The sequence below is a fragment of the Pseudomonas shahriarae genome (assembly GCF_014268455.2).
Classification (GTDB): domain Bacteria; phylum Pseudomonadota; class Gammaproteobacteria; order Pseudomonadales; family Pseudomonadaceae; genus Aquipseudomonas; species Aquipseudomonas shahriarae.
This window is the reverse complement of the sequence record NZ_CP077085.1, coordinates 5,150,259-5,171,623: the sequence shown is the minus strand read 5'-3', so window position 1 is coordinate 5,171,623 and position 21,365 is coordinate 5,150,259. Positions and strand designations below refer to the sequence as shown.

Genomic DNA, 21,365 nt, shown 5'->3' with positions numbered 1-21,365 from the left:
ATGGCAAACGTGCAAAGCGGCAAAATGATCGTCGGTCTCGATATCGGCACCTCCAAGGTGGTGGCGCTGGTAGGCGAGGTCGCGGACGACGGCACGCTGGAAATCGTCGGAATCGGCACGCATCCGTCCCGGGGCCTGAAGAAGGGCGTGGTGGTCAACATCGAATCCACCGTGCAGTCGATCCAGCGCGCTATCGAAGAAGCGCAACTGATGGCGGGCTGCCGAATTCACTCGGCATTCGTCGGCGTGGCGGGCAATCACATCCGCAGCCTGAACTCCCACGGCATCGTGGCGATCCGCGACCGTGAAGTCAGCTCGGCCGACCTTGAGCGCGTCCTCGACGCTGCCCAGGCCGTGGCGATCCCGGCTGACCAGCGTGTGCTGCACACCCTGCCGCAGGACTACGTGATTGATAACCAGGAAGGCGTACGTGAGCCCCTGGGCATGTCGGGCGTCCGCCTGGAAGCCAAGGTCCACGTGGTGACCTGCGCCGTGAATGCCGCACAGAACATTGAAAAATGCGTGCGTCGTTGCGGCCTGGAAATCGACGACATCATTCTTGAGCAGTTGGCCTCGGCCTACTCGGTCCTGACCGACGACGAAAAAGAGCTGGGCGTGTGCCTGGTGGACATCGGCGGCGGCACCACCGATATCGCGATCTTTACCGAAGGTGCGATCCGTCACACCGCGGTGATCCCGATTGCCGGCGACCAGGTGACCAACGACATCGCCATGGCCCTGCGGACACCGACCCAGTACGCCGAAGAAATCAAGATCCGCTACGCCTGCGCCCTGGCCAAGCTGGCCGGTGCCGGCGAGACCATCAAGGTGCCGAGCGTGGGCGACCGTCCACCGCGTGAACTGTCGCGCCAGGCCCTGGCCGAAGTGGTCGAGCCGCGCTACGACGAACTGTTCACCCTGATCCAGGCTGAACTGCGTCGCAGCGGCTACGAAGATTTGATCCCGGCCGGCATCGTGCTGACCGGTGGCACCTCGAAGATGGAAGGCGCGGTCGAACTGGCCGAGGAAATCTTCCACATGCCGGTCCGCCTGGGCGTGCCCCATGGCGTCAAGGGCCTGGGCGACGTGGTGCGCAACCCGATTTATTCCACCGGTGTGGGCTTGCTGTTGTACGGCCTGCAAAAGCAGACCGACGGCATTTCCCTGTCGGGCATTGGCAGCCGCGAAAGCTATAGCAGTGACGAGCCCAAAGCGCCGTTGCTGGAGCGCCTGCAGGCTTGGGTGAAAGGCAATTTCTAAAGATTTACCGCAACACCGTTTCAAAGTAGTAGGCGAAAAAACTAGAGAAATGAAAGGAGAGGGAAAATGTTCGAACTCGTAGACAACATCCCCGCAAGCCCGGTTATTAAAGTAATCGGTGTCGGCGGTGGCGGCGGCAACGCTGTCAATCATATGGTCAAGAGCAACATTGAAGGCGTTGAATTCATCTGCGCCAACACTGATGCCCAGGCGCTGAAGAGCATCGGCGCGCGGACCATCCTGCAATTGGGCACAGCCGTGACCAAGGGCCTGGGCGCTGGCGCCAATCCGGAAGTCGGCCGTCAAGCCGCCCTGGAAGACCGCGAGCGTATTGCCGAAGTGCTGCAAGGCACCAACATGGTGTTCATCACCACCGGCATGGGCGGCGGTACCGGTACCGGTGCGGCGCCAATCATTGCTGAAGTAGCCAAGGAAATGGGGATCCTGACGGTCGCTGTCGTGACCCGTCCGTTCCCGTTCGAAGGCCGCAAGCGTATGCAGATCGCCGACGAAGGTATCCGTCTGCTGTCTGAAAGCGTTGACTCGTTGATCACCATCCCCAACGAGAAACTGCTGACCATCCTCGGTAAAGACGCCAGCCTGCTGTCGGCTTTCGCCAAGGCCGATGACGTACTGGCCGGTGCCGTTCGCGGTATCTCCGACATCATCAAGCGTCCGGGCATGATCAACGTCGACTTTGCCGACGTACGCACGGTCATGAGCGAAATGGGCATGGCAATGATGGGCACTGGCTGCGCCAGCGGTCCTAACCGTGCACGTGAAGCGACCGAAGCGGCCATCCGCAACCCGTTGCTCGAAGACGTGAACCTGCAAGGTGCACGCGGCATCCTGGTGAACATCACCGCCGGTCCTGACCTGTCCCTGGGTGAGTACTCCGACGTGGGTAGCATCATCGAAGCCTTCGCTTCCGAGCACGCGATGGTCAAGGTCGGTACCGTTATCGATCCAGACATGCGCGACGAGCTGCATGTGACCGTGGTTGCCACGGGTCTGGGCGCTAAAATCGAGAAACCGGTGAAGGTTATCGACAATACCGTGCACACCAGCCAGGCCTCGGCCGCCGCTCCAGCACCTGCTCGTCAGGAACTGCCGTCGGTGAACTACCGTGATCTGGATCGTCCGACCGTGATGCGCAACCAGGCCCAGGCCGGTGCTGCGGCGTCCCGTAGCCCGAATCCGCAAGATGATCTGGACTATCTGGACATCCCGGCTTTCCTGCGTCGTCAGGCCGATTAATGGAATGTATCAGGGCTATGAAGGTGATTGGTGTTCAGCAAAGGTCTGGTCTGCTATTATCGCCAGCCTTTGTTGATACCAGTTCGCAATTTGCGCTGAAGCGGTCCAAGCCATGATTAAACAACGCACCCTGAAGAATATTATCCGTGCCACAGGTGTAGGTCTGCACTCCGGGGAGAAGGTATACCTGACTCTCAAGCCCGCACCTGTCGACACCGGCATCGTGTTTGTTCGTGCCGACCTGGACCCTGTGGTGCAGATTCCTGCTCGCGCGGAAAACGTTGGCGAAACCACCATGTCGACCACATTGGTCAACGGTGACGTCAAAGTGGACACGGTGGAGCACTTGCTCTCGGCCATGGCTGGCCTGGGCATCGATAACGCCTACGTCGAGCTCTCCGCGTCTGAAGTCCCGATCATGGATGGTAGCGCTGGACCTTTCGTATTCCTGATTCAATCTGCCGGCCTGGAAGAACAGGACGCAGCCAAGAAGTTCATTCGCATTCTGCGGGAAGTGACAGTAGAAGACGGCGACAAGCGCGCCACCTTCGTCCCGTTCGAAGGCTTTAAAGTGAGCTTTGAGATCGATTTCGATCACCCGGTATTCCGTGACCGCACCCAAAGTGCAAGCGTGGATTTTTCCAGCACTTCGTTCGTAAAAGAAGTCAGCCGCGCCCGTACCTTTGGTTTCATGAGTGACATCGAGTACCTGCGCAAGCACAACCTCGCACTCGGCGGCAGCGTTGAAAACGCCATCGTGGTCGACGCGGATGGTGTACTGAACGAAGACGGCCTTCGCTATGAAGACGAATTCGTGAAGCACAAGATCCTCGATGCAATTGGTGACCTCTACCTGCTGGGCAATAGCCTGATAGGCGAGTTCAAAGGCTTCAAGTCGGGCCATGCACTTAACAACCAGCTCCTGCGCAAGTTGATTGAGCAGAAAGATGCTTGGGAAGTCGTGACCTTCGAAGATGCCAGCACCGCACCGATCTCTTACATGCGTCCCGTTGCGGCGGTGTAAGTAACAACTCTCTTTCTTTAGTTTTTAAAGGCTGCCTTCGGGTGGCCTTTTTTTATGGCGGTGGTTTGTGGCTCCGCCAATGTTCAATCAAGGCGCAAAACAGACCTGCGGTGACAAGCTCCCTCGCCACAATAGGTACGCAACCACTACCTCACCAGGGCCGCATCGACGACGCGGTTACGCCCGCTATTTTTCGCCTCATACAATGCCCGGTCAGCACTGAGCAGCAACTCCTCCAATGACGCGCTGCTGCGTTTGTCCCAGGTGCTCAGGCCGATACTCACCGTAATAGGCTCGCTATCACCGGCAACCGGCGGCAAGTGCTGGATCCCCTGGCGGATATGCTCGGCAATCGTCCTGGCACCGCTGGCATCGGTATGCGGCAGGATCACCGCAAACTCTTCGCCGCCGTAACGTGCCGCCAGATCGGCCGGGCGGCGGATTTGGCGGCCGATCACCTGCGCCACGCTGCGCAAGGCTTCATCCCCCCCCTGATGGCCATGGCGGTCGTTGAAGGCCTTGAAGTGGTCGACGTCGATCATCAGCACAGACAAGGGCTCGGTCGAGCGGCGGGCGCGCTCCCATTCCAGAGCCAAGCGCTGGTCGAGGGTCCGGCGGTTGGCCAGGCCGGTCAGGCCGTCCGTGGCTGCCAGTTCTGACAGCACCTTCTCGGCGCGATAGCGGCGCCGCAGCTCCAGGCGCAACATCCAGCTCAGCCACAGCAGGCCCACACACAACACCCCGGTGGCCCCTGCCGTCAGCCACGCGGCGCGCTGCCAGGCGGCGAACACATCGTCGCTGGCCAACGCCACCACCACGATCAATGGCAACCGCCCCACATTGGTAAAGGTATACAGCCGTGGCGTACCGCTGATCGCAGAGATGGCCCGGAAGCTGCCGCTGCCTTCTTTCAGCATGCGCTTGAAGTTGGGGAGTGAACTCAGGTCCTTGTCGATCATGTCCTGTTCGAGCACGGGGTGCTGGGCCAGCAGGATGCCCTGGTTGTTCAGCAGGTTGATGGTGTTACCGTTGCCGATGGTCAGGCTGCTGAACAGTTGGTCGAAATACGCCAGGCGCATGGTCGCCACGGCCACCCCGGCAAACTCGCCGTCGGGCCCGGTCACGCGGCGGCTGAAGGCGATACGCCAGACCTGCTCGCACTGACAATGGATCTTGAACGGGCGGCTGATAAACAGTCCGGCCTCGGGGTTCTGTTGATGGACCTGGAAGTAGTCGCGGTTGGCGAAGTTACGTCGGGTTGGGGTCAGCGTCGACGAGTCGGCAAGCACCGCGCCCTGGGCGTCCAGCAGCAGGACTTCACCTTTATAGGGGGCTGCGGTGGACTGGTCGAATTGCAGTTGATGCCGCACATCCGCCGGCAGTCCCGACAAGTCCTTGCCGGCCGCCTCAATCAGGCCGTGCAGTGCCAAGTCATAGAGCTCGACGTTGCGCAGCACATCGGCATTGATCAGTTGGGTGATATTGCTGGTAGACCGTTGGGCGGTCTGCAGCGTGCTGGCATGTTCGCGGATCAGCAGCACGGCGACGATGATCAGGATCAGGGTGACGGTGAGGCCACTGCCCAGAATCAGCAAAAGCTCCGGGCGTGCAGGCAGGTTAAGGGCGCGGCGTTGACTCATCGGACGGACTTCGGCGGTGACGATGAGGGCAGTTTAGTTCCGCGCGCCTGAAATTAGCTCATCGGCAAAAAAGATAATTGGCCGTCAGAACACATTGATCGGGTAGTCGACGATCACCCGGTACTCATCCACATCGCGGTCCACCGCCGAGTAGCCATTGCTGCCCCGGTTGGTCGCCCATTGCAGGCGCACCGCCAGGTCCTTGGCCTTGCCGCCCTGCACCACGTACTTGAGGTCGATATCCCGCTCCCAGTGCTTGGCGTTCTTGCCGTCGGCGCTGTACCAGGCCGAGTAGCCGCGGCTGTTGGGGTCGACTTTGGTCAGGTCGGTCTTGCCGCTGATGTACGACACCGCTGACGTCAGGCCAGGGACGCCGAGCCCGGCGAAGTCATAGGCGTACTTGAGCTTCCACGAGCGCTCGTTGGGGCCGTTGAAGTCCGAGTATTGCTGGGAGTTGTCCAGGTACACGCTGTCGCCCTGGGCGATGTAGTCGAACGGCGTGTTGCCGTTGACCCGCTGGTAGGCGGCCATGACGCTGTGATTGCCCACGCCCACGGTGAAATGCAGGCTGTAGGTGTTGTTGTCGATATCCCCCAGCAAGGCATTGCCGGTGTCCTGGGTATGGTAGAAGTGCAGGCCCGGGTTGAGGCTGACCAGGTCATTGACCGCGTAGGTGTAGTCCAGGTCGTAGTAGTACTGGTTCCACACGTCCTTGAGTTCGGAGGCGTACAGGTTGCTGGTCAGCCCTGGCAGACCGCTCCAGGCCACGCCTGCCCAGTTCATATGCTGGCTGTCCTGGCCCGTGGGCAGCGCGCCATAGCTGGTGCCGATGCGCCCGTGGCCGCTCTGGTTGTAGAGCTTGGCAAAGCTGGCCTGGCCGCCTTCGAACATCCAGCCGTCGAGGCTGTGGTTGGTCAGGCTGACGCCACGGAAGGTCTCGGGCAGCATGCGGGTCATGCCGCCGGCAATTACCGGGTTGTTGAGGAACAGATCGCCGGCTTTGAATTCGGTATCCAGAGCGCGGATTTTCAAGGTGCCGCCACCGGTGGAAAACGAGCCCGGCGCTTTGCCGTTGCCGCTGCCGTACGGCAGGATGCTGGAGCCGTCGGTACCGCCGCCGCCGTCCAGTTTCAGGCCGAGCATGCCATGCACATCCAGGCCGAAACCCACGGTGCCCTGGGTGTAACCGGACTCGAAGACCCCGAGGAAGCCTTGGCCCCACTCTTTGCTGTCGTCGGTGTGAATGTCGCGGCGGTCACGATTCATGTAGTAGTTGCGGGTGTTGATATTGAGGCTGGAGCCTTCGACGAATCCGTCGGTGGGAGGGGTGTCTGCGGCATGGGCGATAGGGGAGATAGTTGCTGCAATCGCGAGGAATAACGGGGTGAATGTCAGCGCGGTTTTCACCGGGGGAGCTCCTTTGGGTCAGTCTGAACGGCCAATGTTGTGGGGTGTTCCTGGCCTTTTTTACGGCAAAAAAAAGCCGCTGAAGTCAGCGGCTTTAAGACAGATTCCCAGTGTAGAGCCCTGGAAATAAGTCGAGGGAAATGGCAGGGCGGGTCGGCTGTCTTTGCCGTCTCGCTCGTCGATGCGACATATTGGCGCAGGCGAGCGGTACGGTACAGAGTGTAACAAGATAATGACTGTTGCCCAAATCGCAACAGTCGAGACGATGAAGACCCTCTATGGGAATGGGCTTATGTCGGAGTGATTTTGAAATTCAGATCGGCAGGGTGATACCAAAGGTGTTGCCACCGTGTTCACTGCGCACAAACACCTCCCCGCCATGCATCAAGGCAATCGCCTTGACGATGGCCAACCCCAACCCATGATTGGCCCCGCTGTTGCTGCGCGAGGCGTCGACGCGGTAGAAACGCTCGAACAACCGTGGCAAATGCTCGCTGGCGATCCGTTCTCCAGGGTTGGTCACGCCAATCAGCACCTGCTGCTCGTGCGTTTCAATCCGCACCTCGATCACTTGCCCCGGCGAGGTGTGCTGCACGGCGTTGTTCAGCAGGTTGATCAGGGCCCGGCGCAAATGGGCCTTTTCGATCCTCACCTGGGCATCGCCGACCACCGTGACCTGCACCTGGGCGTCTTCAAGGATAAAGTCCAGATAGTCGAGGGTGGTCGCCACCTCATCGGCCAGGGAGCTTTCAACCAGCTTGGTGGCTTTGCTGCCCTGGTCGGCGCTGGCCAGGAACAGCATGTCATTGATGATCGAACGCAGGCGCTCCAACTCCTCCAGGTTCGATTGCAGCACTTCAAAGTAATGCTCGGCCGAGCGGCCACGTGTCAGCGCCACCTGGGTCTGGCCGATCAGGTTGGTCAGTGGCGAGCGCAGTTCGTGGGCCACGTCGGCGTTGAACGACTCCAGGCGCGAGTAGGCGGTTTCCACCCGCTCCAGGGTGGAGTTGAAGGCATTGGCGAATTGCTTGAGTTCCGGGGGCAGCGGCGACAATTGCAAGCGCCCGGACAGTTTCGGCGGGGCCAGTTTTTGCGCTTCGTCCGAGAGCCTGATCAGCGGCTTGAGGCCGATGCGCGCGACCCAGAAGCCCAGCAGCGAAGCCAGCACCACGCCGATAAACGCCAGGCTGATCAACGCCATCAGCAAATGGTGCTGGGTGGCGCGGAAGTTGGCGGTGTCGATGGCGATCATAAAGCGCAGCGGCGGGCGCAGGTCCTTGGCCGGGAACTGGCTGACCAGCACCTTGAACGGATACGCATGCCCCGGCAGGTATAAATCACGCTTGCCCGTGGGGCCGGTGGCGAACTCGCGAAGGTGCGCGTCCGGGTTGCCGTACTCATAGGCCGGGTCGCTGCTCACTACCCAGAAGCGTATGCGTGCATCCTCTTCGCCCAGCAGCTTGAGTTTGTTGGTCATTTTCACCCAGTGATCCGGCGTGCCGAAACGTGTGATCGACGATTCCAGCACACTGTAGCGCGCATCCAGTTCGGCCTCCGGCAACAGGCCCAGGCCACGGTCCACCTGCTGGTAGAGCGCGCCGCCGATCAGCAGGAAAATCACCAGCGCGACCAGGGTGAACATGCCGCTCAGGCGCAGGGCAATCGAGTTACTCGACACTGCGGTTCTCCAGTACATAGCCCATGCCACGGATGGTGTGCAGCAGCTTGTGCTCGAAGGGCCCGTCGAGCTTGGCCCGCAGGCGCTTGATCGCCACTTCGACCACATTGGCGTCGCTGTCGAAATTGATGTCCCAGACCATTTCCGCAATCGCCGTCTTGGACAGGATCTCGCCCTGGCGCCGCGCCAGGACGCTGAGCAGCGAGAACTCCTTGGCCGTCAGGTCCAGGCGCAGGCCGGCGCGGCTGGCCTTGCGGCTGATCAGGTCGATCCACAGGTCGGCAACGGTCACCTGCACCGGTTCATGCCCGCCGCTACGGCGGGTCAGGGCTTGCAGGCGGGCGACCAGTTCGAGAAAGGAAAACGGCTTGCCCAGGTAATCGTCGGCGCCTTCGCGCAGGCCGCGAATGCGGTCTTCCACGCGCTCGCGGGCAGTCAGCATGATCACCGGGGTTTGTTTACGCGCCCGCAGTGCGCGCAGCACGCCGAACCCGTCGAGGCCGGGCAGCATCACATCGAGCACGATTACTGCATAGTCGCTTTCCAGGGCCAGGTGCAGGCCCTCGATGCCGTCGCGGGCGACGTCCACCGTGTAGCCTTGTTCCGTCAGCCCGCGATGCAGGTAGTCGGCGGTTTTCTCTTCGTCTTCAATAATCAGGACACGCATGACCCCGCCTCAATGTGTGGTCGCCAGCCCGAGGGCCGGAGTGGGTCTGTGGAACAGCTTCTCAAGGTACAAGTATATGACCGGCGTGGTGAACAGCGTCAGCGCCTGGCTCACCAGCAACCCGCCGACCACCGCGATGCCCAGGGGCTGGCGCAGCTCCGCGCCGGGGCCTGCGCCGAGCATCAGCGGGACTGCGCCCAGCAGCGCGGCGAGGGTGGTCATGATGATCGGTCGAAAACGCGTGACACAGGCTTCATAAATCGCATCCGCCGGTGCCAGCCCACGAACCCGTTGGGCTTCGAGGGCAAAGTCGATCATCAGGATGCCGTTTTTCTTGACGATGCCGATCAATAGCACCAGGCCGATCAAGGCCATGATGGAAAAATCCTGGCCCAGCAGCCACAGCATGATCAACGCACCCAGGCCGGCCGAGGGCAGGGTCGAGATGATGGTCAGCGGATGCACGAAGCTCTCATACAGCACGCCGAGGATGATATAGACCGCCACCAGCGCCGCGAGGATCAGCCACGGCTGGCTGGCCAATGAACTCTGGAACGCCTGCGCCGCACCCTGGAAATTGCCAATGAGGGTGCTCGGCATGCCGATCTCGTTCTTGGCCTGGTCGAGCATGATCACGGCGTCGCCCAGGGCCACGCCCGGCGCGAGGTTGAACGACAGGTTGGCCGCCGGGAACATGCCGTTGTGGCTGATGGATAACGGCCCGACCGTCGGCGGGTCGACCTTGGCCAGCGCCGACAATGGCACCATTTCGCCGCTGAGGGGCGAGCGCAGGTAGAAGTAGTTCAGGCTCTCGGCCTTGCCCCGTTGCTGGCTGTCCAGTTCCAGCACCACCTGGTACTGGTTGGTCTCGGTCTGGAATTCATTGACCTGGCGCTGGCCGAACGCATCGTACAGCGCCTGGTCGACATCGGTGGCGGTCAGGCCGAATCGCGCGGCGGCCTGGCGGTCGATGCTGATGTGGGTGATGCTGCCGCCCAGTTGCAGGTCGTTGGACAGATCGCGGAAGGCCGGGTTGGTGCGCAGTTTTTCGGTCAGGCGCTGGGTCCAGGTGTTCAGGGTCGCGCCGTCGTTGCTCTTGAGCACGTACTGGTACTGGCTGCGGCTGGGCCCGGAGCTGAGGTTGATGTCCTGGCCGGCGCGCAGGTACAGCACGATCCCCGGTACCCGGGCCAGTTTGGCGCGGATCCGGTCGATAAACTGGCTGGCCGACACATCGCGATCACCGCGATCCTTCAGGGCAATCCAGAAGCGGCCGTTGGCGATGGTCTGGTTACTGCCGGTCACACCCACCGAGTGGGAGAAGTTTTCCACCGCCGGGTCGGCCTTGATGATTTCGGCCAGGGCCTGGTGCTTGGCCACCATGTCCGGGTAGGACACATCGGCCGCTGCCTCGCTGGTGCCAAGAATAAAACCGGTGTCTTGTACCGGGAAAAAGCCCTTGGGGATAAACACGTAGCCGGCCACGGCCAGGCCCAGGGTCACAGTGAAGATGCCGAGCATCGTGCGCGGATGGGCCAGGGCCCGGCGCAGGTTCCTCGCGTAACCGGCCAGCAGGCGTTCGCCAAAGCCCGGTTTGTCGTGGGGAGGGTGGGCGGGGGCGCGCATAAACTGCCCGGCCAGCATCGGCGCCAGGGTCAGGGACACCACCACCGAAATCAGGATGGTCGAGGTCGCGGTCAGGGCAAATTCCTTGAACAGGCGCCCGACCACGCCGCCCATGAACAGCAACGGGATAAACGCGGCCACCAGCGAAAAGCTGATCGACACCACGGTAAAACCGATCTCGCCGGCGCCCTTGATCGCCGCTTCGCGCTTGTCCAGGCCCGCCTCAAGGTGACGGTGGATGTTCTCCACCACCACAATCGCATCGTCCACCACAAAACCCACGGCAATCACGATGGCCACCAGGGTCAGGTTGTTCAAACTGAAGCCCATCACATACATCAGGGCAAAAGTGGCCACCAGCGACACCCCCAGCACACTGGAGACAATCAGGGTTGCCGACCACTGGCGCAGGAACAGCGCCATCACCGCCACCACCAGCAACACCGCGATCAACAGGGTGATTTCCACTTCATGCAGCGAGGCACGAATGGTCTTGGTGCGATCCGACAGCGAGCTGACTTCCACCGACGCCGGCAGCATCGCCTGCAAGCGCGGCAGCTCGGCCTGAATGCGGTCCACGGTGTCGACGATATTGGCCCCCGGCTGGCGGAAAATCACCAGGTTGACCCCCGGCGTATCACCGGACCAGGCCTGCACGTAGGCGTTTTCCGAACCGTTGATCACCCGTGCCACGTCGCGTAACTGCACCGGCGCGCCGTCCTTGTAGGAAACAATCAGCTCGCCGTATTCCTCAGGATGAAACAGCTGATCGTTGGTCGACAGCGTCGATACGCTGTCGCGCCCATACAGCGCGCCCTTGGCCAGGTTCAGGCTCGACTGCTGCAGCACCAGGCGGATATCGGCCAGGGTCAGGCCGATGGCGGCGAGTTTGTCCGGCGAGGCCTGTACCCGGATTGCCGGGCGTTGCTGGCCGGTGATGCTGATCTGGCCGACGCCGTCGATCTGGCTGATCTGCCGGGCCAGCAGGGTTTCCACGTAGTCGCTCAGTTCGGTGCCGGGCATATTGTTGGAGCTGATACTGAGGATCAGCACCGGGCTGTCCGCCGGGTTGACCTTGCGCCAGGTCGGCAGGTTGGGCATATCGCTGGGCAACTTTCCGGCCGCCGTGTTGATCGCCGCCTGCACTTCCTGGGCGGCGGTGTCGATGCTCTTGTCGAGGGTGAATTGCAGGGTCAACAGGCTGGAGCCCAGGGCGCTGCTAGAGGTCATCTGGGTCATGCCGGGGATGGCACTGAATTGCACTTCCAGGGGCGTGGCCACCGACGAGGCCATGGTGTCGGGGCTGGCGCCGGGCAGTTGGGCGGTGACCTGGATCGTCGGGAACTCCGCCTCCGGCAATGGCGCGACGGGCAGGCGCGGAAAGGCGATCAAGCCCAGCAGCACCAGGGCAAAGGTCAGCAGCAGGGTGGCGACCGGATGGTCGACGCACCAGGCCGATACTGAGCCACGACCCTTCATGGCCGGGCCTGCGCTTGGGCGGTCTGGACCACTTGCGGCGGCTCCTTGAGCACCTCCACCTGGGCACCGGCCTTGAGGCGCGACTGGCCGTCGCTGACCAGCACATCACCGGCCTGCACACCGGTGACAATCGTCAGGTCGCTGTTCTGGTAGGTCACGTGCACCGGCACCACGTCCACCTTGTCGCCATTGACGCGGTACACGAAGTGCGAGTCCAGGCCGCGCTGGACCACGGTCGGCGGCACCACCAGGGCCGCCTTGTCGAGGGCGGTCTGGATCTTCACCGTGACCAGTTGCCCCGGCCACAGTTTTTGCGTGGCATTGCTGAATTCGGCCTTGGCGCGGATGGTGCCGGTGGTGGCGCTGATCTGGTTATCAATCAGGCTCAGGCGGCCTTCGCCGAGCAGGATGGCGGCCGGGCTGTCGGTGTCGGCGCCGAGGAACGCATCGACACTGGCCGGGTGTTGCGCGGCGATCAGGCCCTGCAGGGTCGGCAGCATCTGTTGCGGCAGGGAAAATTCCACGGCGATCGGGTCGATCTGCGTCACCGAGAACAGGCCCTGGGCATCGCTGGTACGCAGGAAGTTGCCTTCATCCACATTGCGAATCCCCACCCGACCGCTGACGGGGGAGCGAATCTGTGTGTAGGAAAGCTGAACCTGGGCCGCATCAATTGCCGCCTGGTTACCCAGGGCCGTGGCCTTGAGCTGGTTGACCAGGGCTTGCTGCTGGTCGTAAGTCTGCTTCGACACGCCGTCGTCGATGCTCAGCTCTTTGTAGCGCTTGAGATTGACTTGTGCCACCTGCAACTGCGCCTGGCTTTCGCCCAACTGGGCCTTGGCCTGGTCAAGGCTGGCGCGGATCGCCCGGTCATCAATGCTCGCCAGCAGGTCGCCGGCCTTGACCCGTTGCCCCTCCTTGACCAGCAACTGGGTGAGAATGCCGTCGACCTGCGGGCGGATCACCACGCTATGCAGCGACAGTACCGAGCCGATACCGCTGACAAACCGTGGGATATCCTGCTGCGCGACACTGACCACCCGGACCGGGATTGCGCTGGAAGCCGACAGCTTGGTCTTGGCCGGCCGGGTCGCCACCCAGGCCACGACCGCCAGGGCCACGACGGCGAGCACAATCACGGTGGTTTTGCGTGGAATGGGCATGGTCTCGCGGCGTCCGGACAGGGAAAGGGAGGAGTGGAGGCTCTTTATAGCCTGTAAAGCCGGTCAGCAAAGTGACCGGTAACTGACAGGGCTGTCAGCAAAGGTCGACCATTCGTACGGGCAGTGGTTAAAGAACCAGGGCGCGCAGGTATACTGCGCGCCAGTGTGGCCCGCAAGTCGGGCCCGCGTCATTTTTTGCACGCTCCGGAGCTTCCATGAATTCCCCGACACAACCGCCTGTTGAAAGCGCCGAACTCGCTGATCCAGACAGCCTCGACAGTGAAGCCAAGCCGGTGATCCCGGCGTTCAAATTCCCCTTCAAGCCGGGTGAGCTGGCCGGGGCGAAAGACAGCAATCAGCCGTGGTACAAAAACGGCGCGAAGAACGGTCACACCAAGACCCCCGGCATGGCGCCGCCCGGCACCCGTCGTTCGATGGGCAAGCGCTGACTGCCTACAGCCATTGCTGACTTTTCGCCTTGTCGGCCCATGACCTTTTCTTGAAAGCTTGCTCGATACCCCTTCGCCGCGCCTGGTTGGCAGCACGGGGTGAAGGAGTGGGATTTTCAAGAAAGGGATGTCTTCATGGCTTGGGCAAAGATCTTTGTTTTATCCATTGGGGCGCTACTGTCGGGCGCCTTTCTGATAGGGCCGGTGGCCGCCGCGGCGCCGCGCAGCGAGATCCGCTTCGCGATTTCCCCTCTGTTTCCTCCCTATGAAAGCCGCAACGCCCAAGGGCAGTTGGTCGGCTTGAACATCGAACTGGGCAATGCCTTGTGCGCGCAACTCGATGTTCGCTGCACCTGGGTCGATCAAGTCTTCACCCATAGCATCGCAGCCCTTGAAAGCCGGCGTTTCGACGCAATCATGGGCATGGCTTCTACCCCGCAACGCCGGCAGTTGATCGACTTCACCGACGATTTGTACCCCCTGACCACGCACTTGGTGGCGCGCCGTTATTCCGGGCTGATGCCCACGGTACGCGCCCTCAAGGGCAAGCGCGTGGGGGTGTTGACCGGCAGCAATCGCGAAGCGTTCGCCCTGGCGCAATGGGCGCCGGCCGGGGTGATCATCAAGAGCTTCTGGCTCAATGACCAGTTGATCCGCAGCCTGGTGGCCGGTGATATTGACGCGACTCTGCAAGGTACAGCCGAAATTCGCCAGGAGCTGCTCGACACCGAGCAGGGGCAACCTTTCGATTTCGTCGGCCCGCCGGTCACCGGCCAACAGATGGGCACTGCCGTGGCCATCGGCGTGCGCAAGTCCGATCGTGAATTGCGCAGTGACCTTAACCGGGCGCTGGAGCAGCTCAAGCAGAGCGGCGAGCACCAGCGCATTCTGCGAGGGTATCTGCGGGAGGAACTCGACATTGCAGCGGCGCAACCGGGCGATGGGCCGCGCTTTTACCCCAGCGAGCTGACGCTGCCTTTTTCCGAGGCGGTGCGGGTCGGCGACACGTTGTACATCTCCAGTATCTCGGGGTTGGATATTCGCGGCAATCCGGTGAAAGGCGGGACGGGCGCACAGATGAAGCAGGTGATGAAGAACCTGCACGACCTGTTGGAGCGTCATCATTCGTCGTTGGATCGGGTGGTCAAATGCACCTTGATGCTGGCCGACCTGGATGATCTGGCTCTGGTCAATGAGGTGTACCTGGGCTACTTCGCCCGTAGCCGCTTGCCCGCCCGCAGCGTACTGGCCGTGCGCAGGTTGCCGCGCAGCGCACGGGTGGCGCTGGACTGTGTCGCCCTGATTGAGGAGTACCACGAGCCGCAGGCGCTGGCGCCGGGCAACTAAATGCGTGGAACATGAGCTGGATCAGTATTTGCTCAACCGGTGCGCTTAGAGTCGGTGCCCCTGCCGACTCCCCCAATAACCCCCGAGCGCGCTTTCCATGAAGATCAATCTCCCGGTCACGGGGCGAAATGTGGACATTGCCCAAGATGCCAACATTCTCTCGACCACCGACCTCGGCAGTTCGATTACCTACGCCAACCAGGACTTTATCGACGTCAGCGGCTACAGCCGCGAGGAGCTGCTGGGCGCGCCACATAATCTGCTGCGCCATCCGGACATGCCGTCGGCGGCCTTTGCCCATATGTGGCAGACCCTCAAAAGCGGTCGCTCGTGGATGGGCATGGTGAAGAATCGCTGCAAGAACGGCGATCACTACTGGGTCAGTGCCTATGCCTCGCCGGTCACCCGCGACGGCGTGGCGGTGGAGTACCAGTCCGTGCGGACCCGGCCCGATGCGCGGCGGGTGATGGCGGCGGAGCGCGTGTATGCCCGTCTGCGCACGGGCACTCGGCGCATGCGGCCGGTGCTGGAGATGCCCTTGAAGTTGTCGCTGGTCACCGGCGCGACATGCGCCTTGACCTGGGGGGCTGGGGTCGGCTTGGCGAGCTATCCGTGGGCGGTGCAAGTGCTGGGCCTGGCGGCGGTGGGCGCGGTGGGGATATTAGGCGTCAACCTGTTGTTGCGCCCCCTGCGGCAACTGAGCGAGCGGGCGCGGCAGATCGCCGATAATCCCGTCAGCCAGGCGATCTATACCGGGCGTGCGGATGAGCTGGGGCAAATCGAATTTGCCATGCAGATGCTTGAAGCCCAGGTGGGCGCGGTGGTCGGCCGGATTGGCGATGCATCGCAGCGTTTGTCCGGGCACGCCGCCGCCCTGGTCGAGCAACTGGACAGCAGCCACAGCAGCACCCTGGGCCAGCAGAGCCAGACCGACCAGGTGGCCACCGCCATCCACGAGATGGCGGCCAGCGTGGCGCAAGTCGCCAACCATGCCCAGCAAGCTTCGAAAGCCGCCGACCAGGCCGGCAGCGCGACCCGTGAAGGTCATCAGCGAGTGGACGAAAGCCGCGATGCGGTGCTGCGTCTGTCCCAGGAACTGGCCAGGGCCACCACGGTGATCCATCAATTGGAAAGCCATAGCGGTGATATTTCCGGTGTGCTGGAGGTGATCCGGGCGATTGCCGAGCAGACCAACCTGCTGGCCCTCAACGCGGCCATCGAGGCAGCGCGAGCGGGCGAACAGGGCCGTGGTTTTGCGGTGGTGGCCGACGAAGTGCGCGGCCTGGCACAACGTACCCAGCAATCGACCAATGAAATCCAGCGCATGATCAGCACCCTGCAGGGCGGCGCCCGGGATGCGGTGATGGCCATGGAACAGAGCAGCCAGCATGTCGAAGCCAGCGTCGATCACGCCCAGCGCGCCGCATCGGCCCTGGATGGCATCAGCCAGCGGGTCAACCAGATCACCGCCATGAGTGTGCAGATTGCCACTGCAGTGGAAGAACAGAGCGCGGTCAGCGAAGACATCAATCGCAATATTGTCGGCATCCGCAATGCCGGCGAAGCCACCGTCACTGCCGGTCAGCAGAGCCAGCTCAGCTCGGGCGACGTGGCGGCCCTGGCGGAAGATCTGCGGCGGCTGGCAGAAGAGTTCTGGGGCAAACGCCACTAGGTTGTGGATGCCCTTCAGTTCAGAGAGGGGGCAGGGCAATCAGTCACCTGTGGCGAGGGAGCTTGCTCCCGTTGGGGCGCGAAGCGGCCCTAAAATGGGACTGCTACGCAGTCCAACGGGAGCAAGCTCCCTCGCCACAGCTACAGCTACAGCTACAGCCCCAACCCCATTTGACGCGCCTCAGGCAGCGCGCAGCGAGATAAACGCATAGTTGGCCGGCACCTCGGTGGCGATCTGTGCCCCGGCATCCAGCAACTGTTCGGCGATGTCCATGCCGGACACATGAAACACCCACTCATTGGCCATGGCCGGTTGTTCCACCGCCAATTCAATGGCCTGGGCAAACGCGCCCATATCCGGCAGATACGCGGTAAAGCCATCGCCCTTGAGCGCCGTGGTGCGAATCCCCAGCAGGGCGCACACCGCTTCCTTGGTCTGCACGTCGTCACGGTCGGCCTGGCGTGAGCGGCGGATCAGCTCCGCCAGTTCAGGGTCCACCAGTTCACCCCCGACGATCAGCGCCGGGCCCTGTTCCCAGGAGTGCGGCGGGCAATCCTTGGCGGCCGGGTTCAGCGGGATATGCGGGTTGATCTCCATCGGGTAGATACGACAGACCAGTGGCCGCCGCTCATAGATGCCGCAGCGGTTGTCTTCGTCAAGATTCCGGCAGGGCCCCGCGTTGTAGGCGGCAAAAGTAATGGCCACAAACGCCTCGGTCGTGCCGCTGGGCACCACCACCGAACGCCGTTCGGCATGCTCGCGTTGTTGCAGCGGCAGGCCCAGGCCATTGCCCAGGAAGCCTTCCACCAGGACGATGACATTGCCGCCGTCCGCCGCCCACTGGCGGGCTTCGTCGAGTGTCAGGGGGACATGATGGTCGGTGCAGCATTTGCCGCAACCAACGCAGGAAAAATGGGTATTCATGGAAGATCTGCTACCAGGCCAGGTCAGAGGGCGCTCTTGGACGGTGACGGGTTTTTGCCTCTATCCGCCGTTCAGAGACTCTGGAAGCAAGTTATGCGCCAGTGCCGGTCAGTCGTCGCTGACCATGTCGCGCAGCACAAACACCATGCCCGCACTTTCATACAGCTGGCGTGCGCGCAGATTGCTCTCCAGCACCTTGAGGTCCACATAGGGCTCGCCGCGTTGCTTGAACACCTGGAAGCTGTGCAGCAACAAGGCGCGACCCAGCCCCTGGCCCTGGGCACAGGGGTGGATGGCGAGATTCTTGATAAAGGCACTGGTCCAGCATTGGGCCACGCCAAGAATCCCTTCGGCGTTGCTGACCACCAGGCACAGCCTGGGGTCGAACTCTGCGTTGCTGATGAACTGCTGCTGCCAGGTGTCCAGGTTGGCGACATGGCCGCCGCCCTGTTCCTGGGTCATGCGTAACACCGCATGAATCGCCGTGGCCAGTTCGTCGCGGTAATGGTCCAGGCGGATGCCGGCCGGCCATTGCGGCGCGGGCAGGCTGGTGGTGAGGTCGCGGCGCAGCAGTTGGTAATACGCTGTCACGGTTTACAGGCCTTTTTGCGCCACGGTCTGGGCCGCAACCACCAGGCATTTGGTCAGCTCGGGTGACGAGAACTTGGTCAGCACCGAGTCGGCACCGGCCAGGCGGGCTTTTTCGCTGTTCATCGCGCTGTCCAGGGAGGTGTGCAACAGCACGTACAAATCCTGGAAGTCCGGGGTTTCGCGCAGGGTGCGGGTGAGGGCGTAGCCGTCCATTTCCGACATTTCGATGTCAGACACCACCACATTGATCTGCCCGGCGCTGCCTTGCAGTTCCAGCAGCACGTCGATGGCCTCTTTGGCACTGCGAGCGGTGTGGCAGGTCAGGCCGAGGTTGCGCAGGGTGTGCACCGATTGCTGCAGGGCCACCTGGCTGTCGTCCACCACCAGGATGCGCGCATGGCCGAGCACTTCGGCTTCTTCCATGGTCAGGTCGGTCGGTGCCACTTCGATCTGCGCGGGGGCGATGGCGTGGATGACTTTTTCGATGTCCAGCACCTGCACCAGCACCCCGTCGACCTGGGTCACGCCGGTGATAAACGAGCGCGTACCGCCGGAACCAAAGGGCGGCGGACGGATATCGGTGGTCAGGCAATGCACGATCCGGCTCACCGCCTGCACATGCAGGCCCTGCTTGGAGCGGCTGACATCAGTGACGATCAGGCAACCGCCGTCGGGGTCTTGCAGGGGCATTTCGCCCAGCGCCCGGCTGAGGTCGATCACCGACAAGGCCGCGCCACGCAGGGTGGCGATGCCTTTGACGTGCGGGTGGGACTCCGGCAGCTTGGTCAGCGGCGGGCAGGGAATGATTTCGCTGACTTTCAGCAGGTTGATGGCCATCAGCTTGCCGCTGCGCAAGGTAAAGAGCAGAAGCGAGAGTGAATCTGCGCGGGCTTTGGTGGTGGACATAAAAACCTTCTGTGGATCAGCGATAACAATCTATAGCGGGTTATCGACGTTCGCGCCAAAAACTGTAGGGGCTGGCTTGCCAGCTCCTACAATGCCGATCAGCCTTTCCACACCTGCGGGTTCACCAGATCCTGCGGGCGCTGGCCCTGCAGGGCGCTGCGCAGGTTGTCCAGGGCACGGTTGGCCATGGCTTCACGGGTTTCATGGGTGGCCGACCCGATGTGCGGCAAGGTCACTGCATTGCTCAGTTGGAACAGCGGCGACTCGGCCAGGGGCTCGCGCTCATACACATCCAGCCCGGCGCCGCGAATGCGCTGGGTTTGCAGGGCTTCGATCAGTGCCGGCTCGTCCACCACCGGGCCTCGGGAAATATTCACCAGGATTGCGCTGGATTTCATCAGGCCCAACTCGCGATGGCTGATCAGGTGCTGGGTCTTTTCACTCAACGGCACCACCAGGCACACAAAATCCGCCTCGGCCAGCAACTGGTCCAGGCTGCGCATCTGCGCGCCCAGTTCCTGTTCCAGCGTGGTCTTGCGGCTGTTGCCGCTGTAGATAATCGGCATATTGAAGCCCAGGCGCCCACGGCGGGCGATGGCCGCGCCGATATTGCCCATGCCGACGATACCCAGGGTCTTGCCGTGTACATCACAGCCAAACAACGGCGCGCCGACGCTGGCTTTCCACTGCCCGGCCTTGGTCCAGGCGTCCAGCTCGGCCACGCGGCGGGCGCTGCTCATCAGCAGGGCGAAGGCCAGGTCGGCGGTGCTTTCGGTCAGCACATCGGGGGTGTTGGTGAGCATGACCCCGCGTTCGTTGAAGTAGTCCACGTCGTAGTTGTCGTAACCCACGGAGACACTGGACACCACTTCCAGCTTGCTCGCCCCTTCGAGCTGCGCCCGCCCGAGCTTGCGGCCGACGCCGATCAGGCCGTGGGCGTGGGGCAGGGCTTCAGTGAACTGCGCGTTGATATCACCCTGCTTGGGGTTGGGGACGATGACCTCGAAGTCCTGTTGCAGGCGTTCGATCATCGCGGGGGTGACACGGCTGAAGGCGAGGACAGTCTTTTTCATCGCAAGTGAGGCTCATCGACAGGGAAGAATGCCAAGCACGCTAACATTCCTCGCTGCGAATGTCAGGACACCGCTAGACCTCTGTGGGCACAGGGCAAAATGTGGGAGGCTGGCTTGCCTGCGATGACGGCAGGTCAGCTACCCAGCCGCACCCCACCCAAACTGCCACTCAGTTCATACGCAACCAGTTCCGCCTGGTGCGCCGCGAGGATCTCCGGCAGCGAGCCGCGCAGGTATTCCACCCAGGTCTTGATCTTCGCATCCAGGTACTGGCGCGACGGGTAGATGGCGTACAGGTTCAGTTCCTGGGAGCGGTAATTCGGCATCATCCGTACCAGGGTGCCGTTACGCAGGCCTTCGATGGCCGCGTACACCGGCAGCAGGCCGACGCCCATGCCGCTGATGATCGCGGTCTTCATCGCGTCGGCGGAGTTCACCAGGAACGGCGAGCTGTTGATGCTCACGCTTTCCTGGCCGTCCGGGCCGTTGAAGGCCCATTTGTCCAGTTGGATCACCGGGCTGACCAGGCGCAGGCAGGCATGGTTGAGCAGGTCACTGGGCCGCTGCGCGCAGCCGTTGGCTTTGACGTAGGCCGGCGAGGCACAGACGATGCTGTAGGTGATCCCCAGGCGTTGGGAGACAAACCCCGAGTCCGGCAGCTCGCTGGCGAGCACGATGGACACGTCGTAGCCCTCGTCCAGCAGGTCGGGCACGCGGTTGGCCAGGGTCAGGTCGAAGGTCACGTCGGGGTGGGTGCGGCGGTAGCGGGCAATCGCGTCGATCACGAAATGCTGGCCGATGCCGGTCATGGTGTGCACTTTGAGCTGCCCGGCGGGGCGTGCATGGGCGTCGCTGGCTTCGGCCTCGGCTTCCTCGACATAGGCGAGAATTTGCTCACAGCGCAATAAATAGCGCTTGCCGGCCTCGGTCAGGGCGATGCGGCGGGTGGTGCGGTTGAGCAAGCGGGTTTGCAGATGGGCTTCCAGATTGGAGACCGCGCGCGAGACGTTGGCCGTGGTGGTGTCCAGTTGTACGGCGGCGGCGGTGAAGCTGCCGGCCTCGGCGACACAACTGAAGGCGCGCATGTTTTGCAAAGTGTCCATGGGGTGCTCTCAAGGGAGATGGCAAATTGTGACACGAAGTTACGGGGGCGAGTGAGCCCGACCAATGGATTATCGCCTGAACGGTAATAAAGATTCACA

Annotated in this window: 16 protein-coding genes and 2 pseudogenes; 7 read left to right on the top strand and 11 right to left on the bottom strand. The window is 62.3% G+C overall.

Annotated features, from left to right (window positions below):
* The 3 genes from ftsA to lpxC all read left to right on the top strand — a co-directional run bounded on the left by ftsA (position 1) and on the right by lpxC (position 3,541).
* Positions 1-1,260, top strand: a complete 1,260-nt coding sequence (gene ftsA / locus HU773_RS23025) for a cell division protein FtsA (RefSeq protein ID WP_029297837.1) — start codon at positions 1-3, stop codon at positions 1,258-1,260.
* Between the two features lie 66 nt (positions 1,261-1,326).
* Positions 1,327-2,517, top strand: a complete 1,191-nt coding sequence (gene ftsZ / locus HU773_RS23020) for a cell division protein FtsZ (RefSeq protein ID WP_057444456.1) — start codon at positions 1,327-1,329, stop codon at positions 2,515-2,517.
* 112 nt (positions 2,518-2,629) lie between these two features.
* Positions 2,630-3,541, top strand: coding sequence for a UDP-3-O-acyl-N-acetylglucosamine deacetylase (gene lpxC / locus HU773_RS23015; protein ID WP_029297841.1), 912 nt, complete (start codon positions 2,630-2,632; stop codon positions 3,539-3,541).
* A 146-nt stretch (positions 3,542-3,687) separates the two neighbouring features.
* On the opposite strand, the gene HU773_RS23010 is transcribed toward lpxC, so the two are convergent.
* The 6 genes from HU773_RS23010 to HU773_RS22985 all read right to left on the bottom strand — a co-directional run bounded on the left by HU773_RS23010 (position 3,688) and on the right by HU773_RS22985 (position 13,201).
* The gene (locus HU773_RS23010; protein ID WP_120734126.1) at positions 3,688-5,181 is read right to left on the bottom strand and encodes a sensor domain-containing diguanylate cyclase; all 1,494 of its coding nucleotides are present in this window, start codon (positions 5,179-5,181) and stop codon (positions 3,688-3,690) included.
* An 84-nt stretch (positions 5,182-5,265) separates the two neighbouring features.
* Entirely contained in the window at positions 5,266-6,588 is a 1,323-nt protein-coding gene (locus HU773_RS23005) for an OprD family porin (protein ID WP_120734125.1), read from the bottom strand.
* Between the two features lie 313 nt (positions 6,589-6,901).
* Complete coding sequence (locus tag HU773_RS23000; protein WP_186625278.1) at positions 6,902-8,266, bottom strand: heavy metal sensor histidine kinase; 1,365 nt, start codon at positions 8,264-8,266, stop codon at positions 6,902-6,904.
* Positions 8,256-8,933: a heavy metal response regulator transcription factor gene (locus tag HU773_RS22995; RefSeq protein WP_057958510.1), complete on the bottom strand. Its 678-nt coding sequence runs from the start codon at positions 8,931-8,933 to the stop codon at positions 8,256-8,258. Before HU773_RS22995 ends, HU773_RS23000 begins: the two co-directional genes overlap by 11 nt.
* 9 nt (positions 8,934-8,942) lie before the next feature.
* A complete protein-coding gene (locus HU773_RS22990; RefSeq protein ID WP_120734124.1) occupies positions 8,943-12,038 on the bottom strand; it encodes a multidrug efflux RND transporter permease subunit in 3,096 nt (1,031 codons plus the stop codon).
* Complete coding sequence (locus HU773_RS22985) at positions 12,035-13,201, bottom strand: efflux RND transporter periplasmic adaptor subunit (RefSeq protein ID WP_128592810.1); 1,167 nt, start codon at positions 13,199-13,201, stop codon at positions 12,035-12,037. Before HU773_RS22985 ends, HU773_RS22990 begins: the two co-directional genes overlap by 4 nt.
* Positions 13,202-13,416: 215 nt before the next feature.
* Here HU773_RS22985 and HU773_RS22980 point away from each other — a divergent pair, with 215 nt between their 5' ends.
* From HU773_RS22980 to HU773_RS27890, 4 genes and pseudogenes are all read left to right on the top strand, one after another.
* Positions 13,417-13,650 (top strand): hypothetical protein, encoded by a 234-nt coding sequence (locus tag HU773_RS22980; RefSeq protein ID WP_057438192.1) that lies wholly within the window; start codon positions 13,417-13,419, stop codon positions 13,648-13,650.
* Between the two features lie 135 nt (positions 13,651-13,785).
* Positions 13,786-14,997, top strand: a complete 1,212-nt coding sequence (locus HU773_RS22975) for a transporter substrate-binding domain-containing protein (protein ID WP_057958513.1) — start codon at positions 13,786-13,788, stop codon at positions 14,995-14,997.
* A gap of 97 nt (positions 14,998-15,094) precedes the next feature.
* Positions 15,095-15,376: pseudogene (locus HU773_RS27895) on the top strand (PAS domain-containing protein); the annotation flags it as partial.
* Positions 15,377-15,673: 297 nt separating this feature from the next.
* A pseudogene (locus HU773_RS27890) lies at positions 15,674-16,669 on the top strand (methyl-accepting chemotaxis protein); the annotation flags it as partial.
* A gap of 180 nt (positions 16,670-16,849) precedes the next feature.
* On the opposite strand, the gene HU773_RS22965 reads toward HU773_RS27890, so the two are convergent.
* The 5 genes from HU773_RS22965 to HU773_RS22945 all read right to left on the bottom strand — a co-directional run bounded on the left by HU773_RS22965 (position 16,850) and on the right by HU773_RS22945 (position 21,266).
* A complete protein-coding gene (locus HU773_RS22965; protein ID WP_057958515.1) occupies positions 16,850-17,593 on the bottom strand; it encodes a YkgJ family cysteine cluster protein in 744 nt (247 codons plus the stop codon).
* Positions 17,594-17,701: 108 nt separating this feature from the next.
* A complete protein-coding gene (locus HU773_RS22960) occupies positions 17,702-18,184 on the bottom strand; it encodes a GNAT family N-acetyltransferase (protein ID WP_057958516.1) in 483 nt (160 codons plus the stop codon).
* Positions 18,185-18,187: 3 nt separating this feature from the next.
* The gene (locus HU773_RS22955; protein WP_057438202.1) at positions 18,188-19,090 is read right to left on the bottom strand and encodes a chemotaxis protein CheV; all 903 of its coding nucleotides are present in this window, start codon (positions 19,088-19,090) and stop codon (positions 18,188-18,190) included.
* Between the two features lie 98 nt (positions 19,091-19,188).
* Positions 19,189-20,163, bottom strand: a complete 975-nt coding sequence (locus HU773_RS22950; RefSeq protein WP_057958517.1) for a 2-hydroxyacid dehydrogenase — start codon at positions 20,161-20,163, stop codon at positions 19,189-19,191.
* A 134-nt stretch (positions 20,164-20,297) separates the two neighbouring features.
* A complete protein-coding gene (locus tag HU773_RS22945) occupies positions 20,298-21,266 on the bottom strand; it encodes a LysR family transcriptional regulator (RefSeq protein WP_057958518.1) in 969 nt (322 codons plus the stop codon).
* Positions 21,267-21,365: the final 99 nt, after the last annotated feature.

What these genes read in the sequence shown, in the direction of transcription:
- HU773_RS22945 (WP_057958518.1), bottom strand. Translation starts at nt 21,266, where the DNA reads ATGGACACTTTGCAAAACATGCGCGCCTTCAGTTGTGTCGCCGAGGCC.
- HU773_RS23010 (WP_120734126.1), bottom strand. Translation starts at nt 5,181, where the DNA reads ATGAGTCAACGCCGCGCCCTTAACCTGCCTGCACGCCCGGAGCTTTTG.
- HU773_RS22995 (WP_057958510.1), bottom strand. Translation starts at nt 8,933, where the DNA reads ATGCGTGTCCTGATTATTGAAGACGAAGAGAAAACCGCCGACTACCTG.
- HU773_RS22985 (WP_128592810.1), bottom strand. Translation starts at nt 13,201, where the DNA reads ATGCCCATTCCACGCAAAACCACCGTGATTGTGCTCGCCGTCGTGGCC.
- HU773_RS22975 (WP_057958513.1), top strand. Translation starts at nt 13,786, where the DNA reads ATGGCTTGGGCAAAGATCTTTGTTTTATCCATTGGGGCGCTACTGTCG.
- HU773_RS22955 (WP_057438202.1), bottom strand. Translation starts at nt 19,090, where the DNA reads ATGTCCACCACCAAAGCCCGCGCAGATTCACTCTCGCTTCTGCTCTTT.
- ftsA (WP_029297837.1), top strand. Translation starts at nt 1, where the DNA reads ATGGCAAACGTGCAAAGCGGCAAAATGATCGTCGGTCTCGATATCGGC.
- HU773_RS22950 (WP_057958517.1), bottom strand. Translation starts at nt 20,163, where the DNA reads ATGAAAAAGACTGTCCTCGCCTTCAGCCGTGTCACCCCCGCGATGATC.
- HU773_RS22980 (WP_057438192.1), top strand. Translation starts at nt 13,417, where the DNA reads ATGAATTCCCCGACACAACCGCCTGTTGAAAGCGCCGAACTCGCTGAT.
- ftsZ (WP_057444456.1), top strand. Translation starts at nt 1,327, where the DNA reads ATGTTCGAACTCGTAGACAACATCCCCGCAAGCCCGGTTATTAAAGTA.
- lpxC (WP_029297841.1), top strand. Translation starts at nt 2,630, where the DNA reads ATGATTAAACAACGCACCCTGAAGAATATTATCCGTGCCACAGGTGTA.
- HU773_RS22990 (WP_120734124.1), bottom strand. Translation starts at nt 12,038, where the DNA reads ATGAAGGGTCGTGGCTCAGTATCGGCCTGGTGCGTCGACCATCCGGTC.
- HU773_RS22965 (WP_057958515.1), bottom strand. Translation starts at nt 17,593, where the DNA reads ATGAATACCCATTTTTCCTGCGTTGGTTGCGGCAAATGCTGCACCGAC.